Raw genomic sequence first — 14,215 nt, forward strand, 5'->3', positions numbered from 1 at the left:
GGAGTAACGAATAGGAAACTATCGGTGCATCGTCATTACGGAGAAATCCCGGTGCACCGAGCAATATATATTATTGTATCGTGAGACCTTAACAGACAGTGCTGTGCAAAAATATGCGCGGACTGGCTGTTTTGGTCTCTTTTTGTGTTTAATATGAAAAGGAGGAAATAAAGATGGATACAGCTGTATTATTGGAATATGCATGGGTCCTCATTGTGTTAATTGGGCTGGAAGGTTTACTTGCGGCGGACAACGCTGTTGTACTGGCAGTCATGGTGCGTCATTTAGATCCTGTACGAAGAAAGAAAGCATTATTTTACGGACTGCTCGGTGCATTTGTCTTCCGGGTTATTGCGATATTATTACTCGTCTGGCTCGTGCAGTGGTGGTGGGTTCAGGCATTAGGTGCCTTGTATTTATTCTACGTATCAATATCACACTTAATCGCTATCAAAAAGCATAAGGACAAAACTGCTGATGATTTAATCGAGGAACAGAAGGACAAAAAACAATCCGGATTCTGGATGACTGTTTTTAAAGTGGAGCTCGCGGACATAGCCTTTGCGGTAGACTCTATTTTAGCTGCTGCAGCAATTGCACTTGCCTTGCCTGCAGTCGGCGGAGACTTTTTTGGAGTTAACGCAGGACAGTATACTGTAATGCTTGTCGGCGGACTTGTCGGGGTTATCATTATGAGATTCTTTGCAAATTACTTTGTTGAGCTGCTGGCAAAACGCCCGTCACTGGAAGTAGCGGCGTTTGTTATCGTCGGCTGGGTCGGGGTTAAACTGACAGTGCTGACATTGGCTCATGAAGCAATTGGTATTATTCCGGCAGAATTCCCGCACTCAACGACTTGGAAAATTATCTTCTGGGCCGTGATGATTATCATCGTACTTCTCGGCTGGTTTGGCGGCAGTAAAAAAGACAGCGGCAAAACAGCAGCGAAATCCTGACGGTTATAATTGGCAAGAAATTTCAAAAGGCCTTATAATTACTTGTAAAGTAATAACAGGGAGTGATTATTATGAGCGATGAAAGAAAACGTCCGATTGACAGAGAAAAATACAGACGGACAGCACGAAACTTCACGGATAAGAATCAGTCAGCAGAAGACGCTGAAAATCAATTTGAATTTACTAGATCACGTGAAGAAGAAAGAGAATTCGGTACGGATCATAATACCGGCAGCGAGATAAATTCTCCACCTGAAGAAGAGGAAAGCACTTCAAACTTCCGGAGTACAGAAGAGCCACCTCGAAATTCTGGCGGAGGCGGTTTTAAATCATTTTTACTGCCGCTTCTTGCAGGAATTATCGGTGCGCTTCTCGTCCTCGGGGCCTACCTTTTATTTACCGGTACAGATGATAACGGAGAAACAGAAGAATCAGCCGGTGAAGAAACCGCTTCTGAAGTAGATTCGAATCAGGACTTATCGGAAGTGAAGCAGCAGCTTGAAGAAGAAAACACTGATAAGGTAATTACAGATACGACAGCTGCAGTACAAAAAGCGAAGCCGGCAGTTGTGTCGGTTATTAACATGCAGCGTATCCAGTCAATTATACCGGGTATTAATTCTACTTCTGAAGAAGCTGAAGAAGCAGGCAGCGGTTCAGGTGTAATTTATAAAACTGAAGGCGACACTGCGTACGTTATAACGAACCATCATGTGGTCGACGGTGCTGAAGAAATTAAAATAAATCTGGAAAGCGGCGATTCGGTAGATGCAGAACTCGTCGGTTCGGATATATGGACAGATCTCGCAGTGCTCAGTATTCCATCTGACGTTGTGGAGACTACGATTGAATTCGGCGACAGCAGCGATTTACTGGTTGGTGAACCGGCCATCGCAATCGGCTCGCCGCTCGGTGAAATATTCTCAGGTTCAGTGTCGCAGGGTATTATTTCAGGCCTCGACCGCTCCGTTCCCGTTGACTTGGACGGAGACGGCTCAAACGACTGGGAAGCGAGCGTTATTCAGACAGATGCAGCAATCAACCCGGGCAACTCCGGCGGAGCTCTAATCGATGCTAATGGACGTTTAATCGGTATTAACTCGATGAAGGTCGGCATTGCTTCAGTCGAAGGAATTGGTTTTGCAATTCCGGTAGATGAAGTGGAACAAGTTGCTTCCCAGCTGGAGGAAAACGGAGAAGTTACAAGACCATTCCTTGGTATTACACTGCAGGATCTTTTAAATGTGGCCTCATCTTCTGTTTACGATCAGCTGCAGCTTCCTGAAGGTGTTAAAGGCGGCGTAATCATCAGCGGCGTGCAGGAAAATTCTCCTGCTGCAGAGGCGGGGCTTCAGGAACTTGATGTGATTACTCACCTGGATGGAGAGCCGATTAACAATATGGTTGAATTGCGACAGCATCTCTATTATGCAAAATCATCAGGTGAAGAAATGACAATTGACTTTTACCGCGACGGCGAACAGCAGTCGGCAACGGTAGTACTGGAATAGTAAAATAAATTTTAACGGAATCCTGATACAGGGATTCCGTTTTTTTAATCAGAAATGGTTATTTTATTGTATAATGTGTCTATATTATTTTATTATGTGATTTACGGATTGGGGATAGTCTTTTTGAAAAAATTACGCCGGCGGTTTACGAACTTAAGTCCGCAAAGAGCCATACTGCTGTATTATTTTTTGGCCTTGGCAGCAGCAACTTTACTGCTCAGTCTTCCGGTTTTTTACCGGACTGACGGAATTTCATTTATCGATACTTTGTTCGTTGCAGCATCTTCGATATCCGTTACCGGTTTAAGTACAGTTACAATAGTGGAAACATTTAATATACCAGGATATATACTGCTGATGTTTTTAATGAATCTCGGAGGCATCGGGATTATGGCGGTCGGAACATTGCTGTGGATTTTGCTCGGGCGGCGTATCGGTGTTAAAGAACGCAGGCAGATTATTACAGACAATGCACAATATAAAATGTCCGGTGCAGTAAAACTCGTGCTTGATATTATAACGCTGCTTATCGCGGTTGAAGTTGCCGGCGCCCTTATTTATATATCATATTTCTATATGCAGTCGGGCGATTTGGCTTACGCATTTTTACACGGGACCTTTTTATCGGTCTCAGCAACAACAAATGGCGGACTTGATTTGTACAGTAATTCTTTAACACATCTGGAAGGAAATTTATTCATTGAAATACCAGTAATGTGCCAGATTATACTTGGGGCAATCGGCTATCCGGTTTTAATAGAGTTGAAGCATTTCTTCAGTAAACATTCTCCGGGCTTTCGTTTTTCATTATTTACGAAAGTGACAGCATCTACCTACGGGGTACTGCTTCTTGCCGGGACAATTTTAATTTATCTGCTTGAAGCTGCAAAATATTTTGAAGATAAAAATATTCTGTCGTCTGTAATGACAAGCATGTTTTTATCAGCAAGTACAAGAAGCGGGGGAATAACAACTGTTGCTGTGGAACAGCTTACTGAGACTACGCAGCTGATTATGAGCGTGCTCATGTTTATAGGAGCATCGCCATCCAGTGCGGGCGGAGGAATACGGACGACAACCTTTGCTATATTGATACTCTTCCTCATATCGTTTTCAAGAGGACGGCAGCATATCAATATATTCCAGAGAAGGATAGCGAAGAAAGATATTGAACGGGCTTTTGCTGTTTTTACACTTGCAGTTGCTCTTGTTTTCGCAGGAATTCTTACCGTCTTAATTGCGGATGGCCATCAATTTACGCTGACCCAGATTATCTTTGAAGTAACTTCTGCCTTCGGTACAACTGGAACATCTACAGGGATAACCGAGCAGTTATCAGGATTAAGTAAAGCAGTAATAATGATTTTTATGTTTATCGGCAGAATTGGATTTGTATCGTTCCTCTTGTCAATCGCCGGCAGACAGCGGGAACTGACTTATAAATACTCTGAAGAACGCCTGATGGTAGGCTAGAATCAGCAGGGAGTGAAAGAAATGGTATCTGAATTTTTTAATGTCAAGCTGTATATTACACAGCATATGAACGGGTGTCTGGGTAAAAAAGAAGGCGTGACCTTCGGTAAAATTTCCAGTGCGGTCAACAGTATGAGCATGAAAGAATATGAACGGCCGATATTTTGCGACCTCGGGGGTGCCATTGGCAATGCTGTAAATACACGAGGGCCTCAAAATCCGTATATTATGAGTATGAATCATCTGCATTATAAATTTGCGACACTCAATGTGAGTGATCTGAAAAATATTGGGGCTACAGGCAAGGCGATGAGGACATCGTATTTCCCATGGATCAGCACAAACATCGTTCAAAAATTTACAGCCGAGCCATTTTACGGCCAGCCGTACAGAATATTTAATATGAACAGAATGAAGCTCGCAGTCATCGGCGGATACGGCGGTCCGGCAGAAGATAAAACTGAACAGATTTCATCGGTGAACTTAGAAGCATCCTTTAAAAAATGGCTGCGTTATCTGCACAGTCAGGAGGAGCCGGATTATGTTATCGTTTTTGTATCGGATTTCACCGACGATTCGGTCTGTATAGAAAATTTGAAAAACAGTCTGGAAGGCGTAGGCATCGTAATTACCGGTTCATCCTATGAAGGAAATTATGATAAACAGACACCCGTTTTCAATACAACACGCGTGCACGGCGAAAAGGTGCCGCTGTATCACCATATCCATAATGGACGAATAATGGAGCTTGACATCAGATTTAAAACAAGAGTTAACACTTTTGAATATCTGGGACATAGTATGGCAATCAGAGACAAAGAATTTTCCAAAGTTGCGGAAGATATTGAATATTTGGACCTTGTTTACAGGTATTTATAATTTTCTGGATAAAAGAGGAGCATATCAGACAGTTGTCTGTGGCTCCTTTTTTGTTGGGGGGGGGTGCATGAAGCTGGCGGGTTTGGCGTGATGGGGTGTCATGTATATGCATCGAGACTTGTGTAGGCGTGAGTGGGTGTCATGTATACGCATCGAAACTTGCATAGGCATGAGCGGGTCTCATGTATACGTATCGAAACTTGCATAGGCATGAGCGGGTGTCATGTATACGTATCGAAACTTGCATAGGCATGAGCGGGTCTCATGTATACGCAATGAAACTTGCATAGGCATGAGCAGGCCTCATATCTATCCCAATCTCCTATCACCCATCCCAATCTCCTATCACCCATCCCCCATCCCCCATCCCTTCAAATTCAGCCAGCAATATAAAAAGCCATCTGCAGCCGCAGATGGCTTTCAATTTATTCTACTCCAAATCCGTCACCGTACTGATTTTGTGCACCGTTTTCAGTGTAAGCAGGCGGATTGTCGAGTGTATAGTTCTCAAGTAAATCCGTGCTGACTTCTGTTACCGGCTGGATTTGTTCTCCAAGTCTGATGCTGATTAAATCATTGGCTGTTGAAGGGTCGAGTCCAAGAATATCGCGAATCGTGTTGGACAGTGCGAAAAGATGTTCCTCGTCCGGCCATGCATAGTAAACACCATTGGATTCGCTTGTAAATCCTGTACCCTGCAGCTGTGAATTTTCAAATGCTACATCGTTAAATAAGTAATATGATGCGAGCGAGCGGATATTACTTGTCTCAAAGTTATGACTTGTATTGCTTGTGAAGATTTTAATCAAGTCATCAACTTGGGATAATGTACTGAAGGACTGAGCCTGTTTAAATACAGCTTCGATCAGATCCATCTGACGGACACCGCGTCCTAAATCAGAATCGATGCTTCTGTTGCGGATTACTGCAAGTGCTTCTTCACCGCTCAGTTGCTGAAGACCCGGCTGGAGTCCGTTCATTTCATAAGGTACATCGAATTCAACACCGCCGATTGCATCGACTATTTCTACAACTGCGTTCATATCAACGCGGACGAAATGGTCGACCGGCACGTTCAGTAATGATTCAACTGCATCCATTGCCCCGGAAGGTCCGTTAAATGCGTGGGCGTGGTTAATCTTATCGAAATAATTCATCGAATCGATATAGGCAAGCGTATCACGCGGAATGCTGACCATTTTAACGTCGTCATTTTCACGGTCGAATGTTGCTAAAATCATAGTATCCGAACGGAAGTGGTCTGCGTTAATCTGACCATCCTGAGTTCTTTCAGCATCGGCATCTATACCGAGAATAAGAACTGTGAAGTTGTCATTTGATGCATCAACATCATCGACACGAAGTTCTGAACGGTCCCGATCAATTTCTTCGTAGGAATCTGATATCCCGCTGTTAAAAGCATTAAAAAGATAAAGAATATAGATGACTGCAGCGAGGAGCACGACACCTAAAATAATAAAGATGGTCCATAGAATTTTTTTCATAGTTAATAACCCACTTTGGAAGATTTTTCAATGTTAATGTAAATATATATTTAATGCACTGCTGTTGTCAATAAAAGGTATAAAAAAAGCAAATGGCCAAAACCATTTGCCTGTTTTAAATATTAATCTGTAGAGTCATCAATAATTTTGTACCTTTTATGATTAACTACAGTTTTTTCAAACATTTCATGTTCGTCAAAGTGATCATTAATAGTAATATCAACGATAACAGAGTTATCATTAATTTTTTCCACTTTACCAATCAGATCGTCGAATTCAACAATGTTGCCTACTTTAACATCTAATTCTTCTTTTTCCTTCTTCTTTGCATCCATGTAAATTCCTCCACTACAATAGCGATAATGACTGACATTATACTATAAACACAGGAAATTACAAGCGTTAGTACTCATAGCAGAAAGCTTTTCTGCAGTTTATCCCGCGCACTTTTCCTGATGTTTTTGGCAGTGGAGACACTGACCTTAAGAAGTTCAGCAGTTTCCTTTAAAGAATAGCCTGATAAAGTAAGCGTAAACCATCGGTATTCCCGTTCATTTAATACTTTTTGAGCTGTATTTTCGAGCTTATAAGAATCATCTGCCGCCTGTATTTCGATAATATTATCTTCTGCCGGTGACTGCCGTTCCTGATAGCGCGAAACTTTCCTTATTTCATCAATCAGACGCTGCCTGATGAGTGTATAAACAAATTGTGATTCGCTGCATGATGTTTTGCTGCTGTCGAATTTATTAACAGCTTCAAAAACAGCGATGCGGCCAACCTGCATATATTCGTCTTTATCATATAAAATATTCAGCTGCTGTATAATGCTGTGAATCATCGGTTCATAAGAAATAATTTTTTTGTCTGCTGCCATTTAAGTTGTCCTTAAATGAATCGATTCATAAGATTTTCCGGATGTACTTAATATAAGGAAAATTAAACGGGCGATAAAACACAGTAATAACAAAAAAAGTGCACTTAACACAACTTATGATATATTTTTTGTTAACAATAGTTATATTTATATTAAATAAGTTAACTTAAGGTTATAATAAGTATGTTTAATCAAATTGATGATGGGGTGAGAATATGCTGACTGTCCCTGAGCTGACTCCGCAGGTGCTTTATATAGAGCCGGTAGTGCATCCTGAGTACTTATGCCGTGCTGTTCATACTGATGGTGTAATATACTGTGAGAAGACTGCTGAAAAATGGATTGATGATACGCTGGTTTACTTTTATTCAAGCAGTATTAAGGTGAAGCGGCAAAATGTTAAACTGATACATAATATACACAGGCTTCAGCCGATTATTATCGATGAGAAATATCAGTTTGTACTTTTTCCGCTGCACAGCTGCAAATACAAGAATCCGTTTTTTGTGAATTTGCGCCAATTGATAGATTTTAAAAAGGTGAACAATAAACTGGTCATTACATTTATAGACGGCCGGGAAGTGGAAACCGATTATGATTACAGTTTTTCAAAGAAACAGTATGAGAAAACTTTATTTATACTGGACAGAACGGTTAAACATCAGAATGCAGTGAGGAAGTATTTTAAAGACAGGGAGGGATAAATTGGCGATTCTTATAGCCGGCGGTATTTATAAAAATAAAGAATCTCATCTTACCGGAGGCCATTTAATATCCGCTCTCGCAGCACGGCATACATACGAGGATGTGTATCTTCACACGAATTTCAGTTCGGAGGAAACAGAGCTGACAGCAACCTTAAAAGATTCACTCAGAAATGCCGGGGTCAGCCACAGAAGTGCGCAGTCTGTATCGGCACCGTACGGTATGACCGGTGACGAAGGATTTACAGTGAATTCAAATATTTACGATACGTTTAATCAGAAAGCAAAATATTTAAAGTCCATCGATACGATGATTTTGACGACCGATATCGGAGAACGGGATTTTAGATATATACTGAACTATGCGCGAAGAAACGGTCTTCAGATACTGGTGTTTACATGCGGAGAATACCTCCCCCGATCTGTAGATGATAAAAATATCGTTATGCTGGAAAATACCGGTCTTCCGAATTACCACGCTCATATTAATGAAATAAAAGAAACACTCGTTAGCCGGGGAATCATCAGCAGTACCCCTGCAAAAAACCGGGATATACCTGAAACAGCTGCACAGCGGTCGGGCAGAACAGTAATCCAGCTGCTGCTGATAGCTGCTGTATTGGTGCTGCTTTTTACAGGAGGGTTCAAGCTGCTGGAGTTTATCAGCAGTGACAGAGTGTCGTTTGAAGCGGAAGTCGACTGGTCACTTGAAGTAGAGCATGATGACTGTGACACTGTCGAAACATGTACAGAGCTCGGTGACCGTTATCTTTCAGAACTGAAAGAGTATGTCGATCTGCAGGATGAACCGCATATATTTTTTGAAAACCGGACACGGACAACCTATATTGATTACCAAATAAAAGATTTCAAAATCGCCGATAAAGAAGTTGAAAATTCGCTCCCTTTAGGTGATGAAGAAACATTTATGTCAATATGGAATACTTTTCAAGCTGTATTTCCCCATCGTTATTTAGAGGACATTAATGAATACCGTTTATTCTCAGATGGTGAGGGTAATACAGCCGCCTATGTATCAATAACGAGAGACGGAACTGTGTTTGCCATAGATGTGCGGGACAATCTCCATAAAGCGACTCAGTACCGCAACCTGATTCATGAATTCGGGCATATCTACTCCCTGCCGATAGATGACTTTGACGAGGCCTGTGACAGTACGGATATTTCCTATGCCAAAGAAGATACTATTATTGATAAGCATGCAGACAGATTCTGGTCCCAGTATGATGAATCCTGGCTCGAAAACTCTCATAAAAGCCAGTTTCAGCTCGAAGGATTTTACAATAATAATGTGACAGATTTTTACGTTCCATATCAGGCGACGAATGTTAAAGAAGATTATGCAATTACTTTTATGAAATTTATCACGGAAAAAATTCCGTCAAACAGTTCTCAACTGCGTGATGTTAAAGTACAATCAATGTATGAAGATGCTGAACTGGTCGCCTTGCGAGTGGATATATTAAAATCATTTGTTCAGTTGGAGAAGGAGAGAGCAACTTGAAATTAAAAGTTAAAGTGAGAGATTATGAGAGCGGTATTTCAATTACTAAAATAGATGTGCCAGCTGAATCAACGGTCGATCTGCTGCTTGGAAAGCTGGTGCAGGAAGATCTGATATTCAATTCATATTTACCTGCTATAAAAACCAATGGGTATACATACGGGGAATTTCACCGGTTAAAAACATCCACCCTGTTTCACGGCAAGGAGAAAGCGGTGCTGTCATCAGATAAAGTGGAGATTACAGTCACACAGAAAAAGTCTGAAGACGGACATAAGGCAGGACAGGTGCTGCTCGATTACTCGCAGCTTGTAAATGTCGTCGATAAATTCAAGGAACTTGAGCAGGGCTCTAATGTAGAATACGGCACTGTGTTTTTTGTGCAGCAGGAAAAACATCAGTATTTAATCAGGTATGAAGAACACGGCTTTGAACTGTATCACTTTAAACTGCAGTATGACAATGCTTTTAAAGATGAGGACAGATTTCCTTTCCTGATACTGGAATTAAAAACCAAAAAAGAACTGACAACTAGTGAACTGAAATGGATCCGGACAATAATGTTTCCGTCTAAAGAACGTAAAAATCCGATCATTCATCTGGAAGTATCAAAACTTAACCAGGATATCGTAGATGAACTGTCAACACTTGTCCACAGAGTAATGGTCATTATCGGTAAATTCCAGGTGAGCAAAAAACCTCTGGAAGCTGAAGGAAAACTGCCGTCATATGTACAGCTGAATGAGAAAAACTCCATCGGGTTTGTAGAGGTAGAGCAGCTTGCGCGGATAGTACAGTCTTAGGGACAAGCAATATTAAATATGCTAAAATTATGTACTGATTTAATTTTTATGATATTTGAAAGAGGTAAATTAGCATATGGAAATAAAAAGGCAATACCGTCCAGAGATAGAGGGACTGAGAGCAATAGCAGCGCTTCTCGTAGCTGTCTATCATATTTGGATGATGCGGGTTTCCGGCGGAGTAGATGTATTTTTTGTAGTCTCAGGATTTTTAATCACGACATCGTTACTGTCAGGATATGCACGCAACGGTTACATAAAGTTTGGTAAATTCATACTGGGTTTACTTAGAAGATTACTGCCGAGCGCTTTAACAGTAATGATATTCATTACGATAGGCAGTTTTTTTATTTTGCCGGATATAAGGTTTACGGCGACAATTAAAGAGATAGCTGCATCACTTTTGTATTTTGAAAACTGGCAGCTGGCAATAACCGGAACAGATTATCTCGATCAGAATAACCCTCAGAGCCCGGTGCAGCATTTTTGGGCGATGTCCATCCAGGGACAATTTTATGTTATCTGGTTTGTGATTGTATCACTGGCAATTTTAATTAGTAAAAAATTAAACATCAGTTTGAAGAAAGTATTCACAGCTGTGTTATTAATTTTATTCACAATATCATTAATTTATTCCATTTATATAACATCTATGAATCAGCCATGGGCATATTTTGACACGGGAGCAAGGGTATTTGAATTTGCTGTCGGTGGATTACTAATGATTTATATTTTTAATTTGAACATTCACAGGTATGTGAGTTTTATACTGGGGTGGATTGGCCTCGCAGTTCTACTGCTTACAGGAATATTACTGGATGTTCAGGGGACATTCCCTGGACTGATAGCGCTGATTCCTATAAGTGCTGCTGTGCTGATACTGCTTGCCGGTCAAAATCCCAGCAGGTTCGGAGTTGAAAAACTTCTGAGCACTCGTCCGCTGAAGTTTTTAGGCAGTTTAAGTTATGGAATCTATTTATGGCACTGGCCGATACTTATATTTTACTATGAAATATTCGATACATCTTCAGTGTCACTGCTGCATGGTATTATCATTATAGTAATTTCGATATTACTAAGTTATATCACTACTAATACAGTTGAGAAACCAATTATTAATTATATAAATAAAAATAATTTCAGTATTAGAGGATTCAGACCAATAATCGGTTTAGCTTCAATCCTCATTATCGGTCTCGGCAGCTGGTATTACTATACGATCAGCCAGGCTTCTTCACTCAGTGTAAATAATGAAGACTATCCTGGTGTAATGGTAAATGCAGCGTCATACGACTCTGAAAATTTTGAGAAAAAAGAACCTGTTCCATCGCTGGCGACTATATTGGAAGATAAAACAGAAGCGTACGAGTGTCAGGTCAGCCCCCAGTCATCGGCTGTTGAGGTTTGCGATTACGGGAAAACAAAAAGTTATGATTACACTGTGGCTGTAGTAGGTGGTTCTAAGTCTACACATTGGATTTCTCCTATGCAGGATATTGCAGAAGAAGAAAACATGCGTCTGATTAATATAACGAAGGCAGGCTGCCGGTTTACAACTGATACGGAAAACTACACTGAGCAATGTATTGAGTGGAACCGGAATGTTATCGATGAAATTGTAAATGAAGATGTCGATTTAGTTATTACTCTGGCAGACATTGCTTATTCAAGTCTGTATGATGTACCGGCAGGATTTATTGAACAATTTAACAAGCTGGATGAAGTAAATATAGATGTTCTGGCACTGAGAGATACACCTTATTTTAAAGGTTCAGTACCTGAGTGTATAGCTCAGCATGGTGAGAACGGCACAGAGTGTAAAATTGTAAAAGCTGATGTTTATAACACTCCCTCAGCATGGGAACGCTTGGAAAATAAACCGGATAACGTTTTCTATGCTGATTACAGTGACTACTTCTGCGGTGAGGAGTACTGTGATCCGGTTGTAGGAAATGTTATTGGTTACTTTGATCATGATCACATGACAGAAACATTCAGTAAAACTTTTAAACCGCTGCTGCAGAGAGATGTTGCAGAGGCATTAAACTTATAAAGTATCAGATGGTGATATCGTGGAGAAAAAAAGAATAGAGTGGCTGGACATTGCCAAAGCAATCAGTATTATACTGGTAGTTCTTGGTCACGCCGGTCACGCATTTTTAGATATATATTTAGGCTGGTTCAGAATGCCGCTGTTTTTCTTTTTATCAGGTATTTTATTTAAACCTGTACTATTTAAAAACTTCGCAGGATGGGCTGGGAATAAATCTTTTAGGATGATACTGCCTTATTTTATATATGGTATTGCTATTTTTGCACTATTTAATATACAGCATTTAGAAATGCTGCCGGATCACCTGTACAATCTTTTGTACGGAGGAAGCAGACTGCAGGGACCATATGGTGTCTTCTGGTTTATAACTGTGCTTCTGCTCACACAGCTTCTGCTTGGTATAATCAGCAATTTTTATAAATGGATTCAGATTCTAGTGGTTGCAGCATTATTTGTTGCCGGGCATAGTGAGATAATTATTTCATTTGACTGGCCCTGGAATGCCAATGTAGTAATGATTGCAGTATTTTATTATTCACTGGGGCATTACAGCAGGGAGATAATTAGAAAGTATCACGATTCATTCACTGTGGCTGCAGTTTCAGCAGTGCTTGCTTCGCTGGCTATACTGGTAAACATAAATGGTTATATGGATTTTTATCTGAATTTAAAAATGAGTTCTTACAACCATTTTATTTTGGATATGATTATTCCTTTACTGTTTTTTATGCCAGTAATATATATCAGCAATCTTATTGCTAAGTTTCCAATTAAAGAAATGTTAAAGGTTATAGGAAAGTATTCAATAGTAATAATGTATCTCCATTTGCCGGTAAATATATTTTTCAGAACGGTACTTGAGTACAACGTAACTCCGTTTGAATTTACAGTTCTTGGTGTAATCATACCAGTCATTATCGGTTACTTATTCAGTTTGACAAAACCTACTAGAATTTTATTTTTAGGCTTAAAGTAATATGTTAATCAAAGAGCAGACACGAGTCTGCTCTTTTCTTTTATTATTGGTTTTTAAATGACACCAGTATGAATTACTATTATAATAAATGAGATACAAATTTATATTTAAAAAGTGAACATATAAGAGGGAATATCATGAATCACGTTATAACTCTATTTAAAGAGCAATTTCAAAACTTTCATTTAATATGGAAGCTGTCAATCTACAATGTTAAAAGTGAATACTCCAATCATTATCTGGGCCTATTCTGGAACATTCTGCAGCCTCTGATGCAGGCGGCAATTTATTATTTAATTTTTGGTTTGGGTCTGAGAGGTGCAACAGCACCAGATTCTGAGATTCCATTTATTGTTTATCTTATTTCAGGACTATTCCCGTGGCTGTTTATTTCGCAGGCTATTAATATCGGGTCGAACGCTATTTATGCACAGCTGGGTCTGGTGACGAAAATGAGGTTTCCATCCAGTGTACTGCTGTCAATTTCATTTACCAACAGTTTAATAAACCTGTCATTTATGACAATGATTATAATGCTTATTTCATTATTTAACGGATTTGTAAATCCGTTGTATTTTTTAATGCTTATTTATTTTATTATTGCTGCGTTTGCATTAATTTTTGCGATAAATTTAATAATGAGTACACTTATCATACTCGTACGGGATTTTAGAAATGTCCTGCAGAATGTTATACGCATGGGCTTTTTCATGACGCCAATATTTTGGCAGCCTGGAGAACGCGGCGGATTACTTCAGATGATATCCGATTTGAATCCTTTCGCTTATCTGGTACAGAACTTCCGTAATGCACTGATATACGGTGATGGTTTATTTTATGGAACAATGGAGCAGCACATATATTTCTGGGCAATTACAATTGTCTTTCTGCTTATCGGGAGTTATCTGCATATTAAATTCCGTTACAAATTAATTGATTATCTATAAGGGTGG

The 14,215-nt window shown here is 40.0% G+C and carries 13 protein-coding genes; 10 read left to right on the top strand and 3 right to left on the bottom strand.

The features are described from left to right. The first annotated feature begins 173 nt into the window (after positions 1-173). From MHH58_RS03890 to MHH58_RS03905, 4 genes are all read left to right on the top strand, one after another. Positions 174-956: a TerC family protein gene (locus tag MHH58_RS03890; protein ID WP_135095931.1), complete on the top strand. Its 783-nt coding sequence runs from the start codon at positions 174-176 to the stop codon at positions 954-956. Positions 957-1,027: 71 nt separating this feature from the next. Continuing rightward, on the top strand, positions 1,028-2,467 hold the full coding sequence (locus MHH58_RS03895) for a S1C family serine protease (RefSeq protein ID WP_341345081.1): 1,440 nt from the start codon (positions 1,028-1,030) through the stop codon (positions 2,465-2,467). Between the two features lie 123 nt (positions 2,468-2,590). Continuing rightward, positions 2,591-3,940 (top strand): TrkH family potassium uptake protein, encoded by a 1,350-nt coding sequence (locus MHH58_RS03900; protein WP_228063369.1) that lies wholly within the window; start codon positions 2,591-2,593, stop codon positions 3,938-3,940. 21 nt (positions 3,941-3,961) lie between these two features. Then, a complete protein-coding gene (locus tag MHH58_RS03905; protein ID WP_341345082.1) occupies positions 3,962-4,819 on the top strand; it encodes a hypothetical protein in 858 nt (285 codons plus the stop codon). 425 nt (positions 4,820-5,244) lie between these two features. On the opposite strand, the gene MHH58_RS03910 is transcribed toward MHH58_RS03905, so the two are convergent. From MHH58_RS03910 to MHH58_RS03920, 3 genes are all read right to left on the bottom strand, one after another. Further along, a complete protein-coding gene (locus MHH58_RS03910) occupies positions 5,245-6,324 on the bottom strand; it encodes an LCP family protein (protein WP_341345083.1) in 1,080 nt (359 codons plus the stop codon). A 122-nt stretch (positions 6,325-6,446) separates the two neighbouring features. Then, on the bottom strand, positions 6,447-6,659 hold the full coding sequence (locus MHH58_RS03915) for a DUF2187 family protein (protein ID WP_135095922.1): 213 nt from the start codon (positions 6,657-6,659) through the stop codon (positions 6,447-6,449). 74 nt (positions 6,660-6,733) lie between these two features. Continuing rightward, complete coding sequence (locus MHH58_RS03920; RefSeq protein WP_135095920.1) at positions 6,734-7,201, bottom strand: sigma-70 family RNA polymerase sigma factor; 468 nt, start codon at positions 7,199-7,201, stop codon at positions 6,734-6,736. Between the two features lie 215 nt (positions 7,202-7,416). Between MHH58_RS03920 and MHH58_RS03925 the strand changes: the two genes are divergently transcribed. From MHH58_RS03925 to MHH58_RS03950, 6 genes are all read left to right on the top strand, one after another. Next, positions 7,417-7,905, top strand: a complete 489-nt coding sequence (locus MHH58_RS03925; RefSeq protein WP_135095918.1) for a competence protein ComK — start codon at positions 7,417-7,419, stop codon at positions 7,903-7,905. Between the two features lies 1 nt (position 7,906). After that, a complete protein-coding gene (locus tag MHH58_RS03930) occupies positions 7,907-9,430 on the top strand; it encodes a hypothetical protein (RefSeq protein WP_341345084.1) in 1,524 nt (507 codons plus the stop codon). After that, on the top strand, positions 9,427-10,233 hold the full coding sequence (locus MHH58_RS03935; RefSeq protein WP_341345085.1) for a hypothetical protein: 807 nt from the start codon (positions 9,427-9,429) through the stop codon (positions 10,231-10,233). Before MHH58_RS03930 ends, MHH58_RS03935 begins: the two co-directional genes overlap by 4 nt. Before the next feature lie 76 nt (positions 10,234-10,309). After that, positions 10,310-12,286 carry an acyltransferase family protein gene (locus MHH58_RS03940; RefSeq protein ID WP_341345086.1) on the top strand — a complete coding sequence of 659 codons (1,977 nt, stop codon included), beginning with the start codon at positions 10,310-10,312 and terminating at the stop codon, positions 12,284-12,286. Between the two features lie 19 nt (positions 12,287-12,305). Further along, complete coding sequence (locus MHH58_RS03945) at positions 12,306-13,262, top strand: acyltransferase family protein (RefSeq protein WP_341345087.1); 957 nt, start codon at positions 12,306-12,308, stop codon at positions 13,260-13,262. 137 nt (positions 13,263-13,399) lie between these two features. Beyond that, positions 13,400-14,209 carry an ABC transporter permease gene (locus MHH58_RS03950; RefSeq protein WP_341345088.1) on the top strand — a complete coding sequence of 270 codons (810 nt, stop codon included), beginning with the start codon at positions 13,400-13,402 and terminating at the stop codon, positions 14,207-14,209. Positions 14,210-14,215: the final 6 nt, after the last annotated feature.

It is taken from the genome of Jeotgalicoccus sp. FSL K6-3177 (genome assembly GCF_038050175.1).
GTDB lineage: Bacteria > Bacillota > Bacilli > Staphylococcales > Salinicoccaceae > Jeotgalicoccus > Jeotgalicoccus nanhaiensis.

Bases quoted from the DNA above. Each gene is read 5' to 3' on its own strand.
- MHH58_RS03890 (WP_135095931.1), top strand. From the start codon at position 174: ATGGATACAGCTGTATTATTGGAATATGCATGGGTCCTCATTGTGTTA.
- MHH58_RS03895 (WP_341345081.1), top strand. From the start codon at position 1,028: ATGAGCGATGAAAGAAAACGTCCGATTGACAGAGAAAAATACAGACGG.
- MHH58_RS03905 (WP_341345082.1), top strand. From the start codon at position 3,962: ATGGTATCTGAATTTTTTAATGTCAAGCTGTATATTACACAGCATATG.
- MHH58_RS03910 (WP_341345083.1), bottom strand. From the start codon at position 6,324: ATGAAAAAAATTCTATGGACCATCTTTATTATTTTAGGTGTCGTGCTC.
- MHH58_RS03915 (WP_135095922.1), bottom strand. From the start codon at position 6,659: ATGGATGCAAAGAAGAAGGAAAAAGAAGAATTAGATGTTAAAGTAGGC.
- MHH58_RS03920 (WP_135095920.1), bottom strand. From the start codon at position 7,201: ATGGCAGCAGACAAAAAAATTATTTCTTATGAACCGATGATTCACAGC.
- MHH58_RS03925 (WP_135095918.1), top strand. From the start codon at position 7,417: ATGCTGACTGTCCCTGAGCTGACTCCGCAGGTGCTTTATATAGAGCCG.
- MHH58_RS03940 (WP_341345086.1), top strand. From the start codon at position 10,310: ATGGAAATAAAAAGGCAATACCGTCCAGAGATAGAGGGACTGAGAGCA.
- MHH58_RS03950 (WP_341345088.1), top strand. From the start codon at position 13,400: ATGAATCACGTTATAACTCTATTTAAAGAGCAATTTCAAAACTTTCAT.